Source organism: Shigella sp. FC1967 (assembly GCF_001743005.1).
Classification (GTDB): Bacteria; Pseudomonadota; Gammaproteobacteria; order Enterobacterales; family Enterobacteriaceae; genus Proteus.
This window is the reverse complement of the sequence record NZ_MIIZ01000929.1, coordinates 1-1,830: the sequence shown is the minus strand read 5'-3', so window position 1 is coordinate 1,830 and position 1,830 is coordinate 1. Positions and strand designations below refer to the sequence as shown.

At 52.2% G+C, this 1,830-nt stretch carries 2 protein-coding genes; both read right to left on the bottom strand.

Annotated features, from left to right (window positions below; genetic code table 11):
- Positions 1-110: 110 nt before the first annotated feature.
- Positions 111-350, bottom strand: coding sequence for a permease (locus tag BHE89_RS16055; RefSeq protein WP_000714162.1), 240 nt, complete (start codon positions 348-350; stop codon positions 111-113).
- A gap of 337 nt (positions 351-687) precedes the next feature.
- A partial coding sequence (locus BHE89_RS16045) for a DUF7146 domain-containing protein (RefSeq protein ID WP_128860628.1) occupies positions 688-1,830 on the bottom strand: 1,143 nt, incomplete at its 5' end.

The window sequence follows — 1,830 nt, the reverse complement described above, 5'->3', positions numbered from 1 at the left end:
TTTTTTTCTTTCTGTCTCTCATGGTAGAGATACAGACTGCCGCCAGTGACGACAGTGAAAAATATGAGCAACCCCAACATGCCTAATGTGAAAGCGTCCATTTGACCCCCTTAGGAATTGCTGACCTTGGTTAAGATTATACCATAGATCCACAGGATAACCCCAATTACCAACACCAAACCGGCTTCTTTGACGGTTATAGTGTCCCCAGATACAGCCAATCCTACAATACCGACACCGATGGCTGTCACGGCGACCTTACGCAGGTCTTCACCGATAGCACCCAGGGTCTTCTTGTCAGGAGAGAAAAGACGCACAAACCACGTCTTAATACGCAAAAACTTTTTCATGATTACCTCCATAGTTAAAGAGGAGGCGAATCATGCCCGAGAGGGCATGAACACCCCCTCAGGGTTAAAGTTTTAGGCAGACAAAGCTGTTGGCTTCGCCTTGTTCATCTTCATTGAGTTAATGATCTTCGTCGCTTCATCAGCAAACGGGCCAGTAACTTGGATAGGCTCCCTTCTTGCGAAGGAGGCTGTCACCATCATTCTCTGGCCGTGCATCAAATGACGATACCGAGACCGCATAAGCTCAACGTAGGCCGCAGAGTCCCCCTCCCACCCCTCAGGGGGAGAGAAGGGGCACACCGCGTCGTTACCAGGCGTTGTATCAACCTTCGAGACATCAATGACGGCCATACTCAGCTCTCCTTCTCGCAATGAAATCGCGCAGGTAGCGAGCATTCGGGAAACCGAGGCTTCCCTGACTCATCAGGACATCGTTCCAGTCAATCCCTTTCGCTCTGGGCGGGATCGGGAGTTTAGGCAGCAGGACGTACACACGAATGCCGCGCTTCTCCAGCTTGGCTTTCAGCACGTTCGCTGACTTCTCACCAGTCACAGACTTATCTTTGTCAGCCCAGATCAGTACGGTGTGAACACCTTCTGGAACCTCGAAGGACTCCATCAGGGTCGCATTGACCGTTGACCAAACCGGGATTTGAGTGACTCGATAAGCTGACAGAGCTGTTTCCAGCCCTTCTGCAACACCCAGGATACCCTCAGTCGGTTCACCGAGGCGGATGGCCGCGCCATTGACATCCAAACCGTCAGGAATGGGCATCATCTTCTTGGCGTTGCCAACCTTGGCTTTTTTACCGTTTTGGGTGAGATAGGTGCGGTGGAGCGTTACCAGGTTGCCTTCCACATCTCGGATAGCGCAGACGATAGCTGGGAATTTCCCAACTTCATTGCCATCTTCGTCGTAGTAGGCCATAGCCGGATTGAACCGCAGACAGTCTGTTTTTTCTACTTCATCAACCTTGAACAGAAGCTCGCGGTTTTTGAAGTACAGACGCATTGGCTCAGTCACATGACTGGAGAACGGCAAACACTCGTTCCATACCTTCTCGATTTTCTCACGGAGACGAGCACTGTAAGCGCGTTCGCGCTCCATTCTCTTCTCCATTTCTTCTTGGAGCTCAAGCAGCCAAGGCTTAGGTTGTTCACGAAACATCGGAACAACTTTCGGCTTGTTTTCGCTGCTTTGCTCTTCCGGTTGTGTGGCCGCAGGTTGTGCTTGCGGTGCCGGAGCTTCTACCGTGCGGTTGACCACAGGGGCCGACTCAACATGGTGACTCACCGGCTCAACACCACCGTTCGAGCGAGCGCGGAACTGCGTTACCGTAGCGCCGAGACGTTCCACCAGCCAGGTGTTGCGATGCGTTTGCATAGGTTGTTCTCTCACAACATTCCCCTGCTCGTCCTTAACTTCAACGACGACAGTTACAGGCTCGCGCCCGAGGTTTGTCATGACGATCTCATCCCC

Bases quoted from the DNA above. Each gene is read 5' to 3' on its own strand.
- BHE89_RS16055 (WP_000714162.1), bottom strand. From the start codon at position 350: ATGAAAAAGTTTTTGCGTATTAAGACGTGGTTTGTGCGTCTTTTCTCT.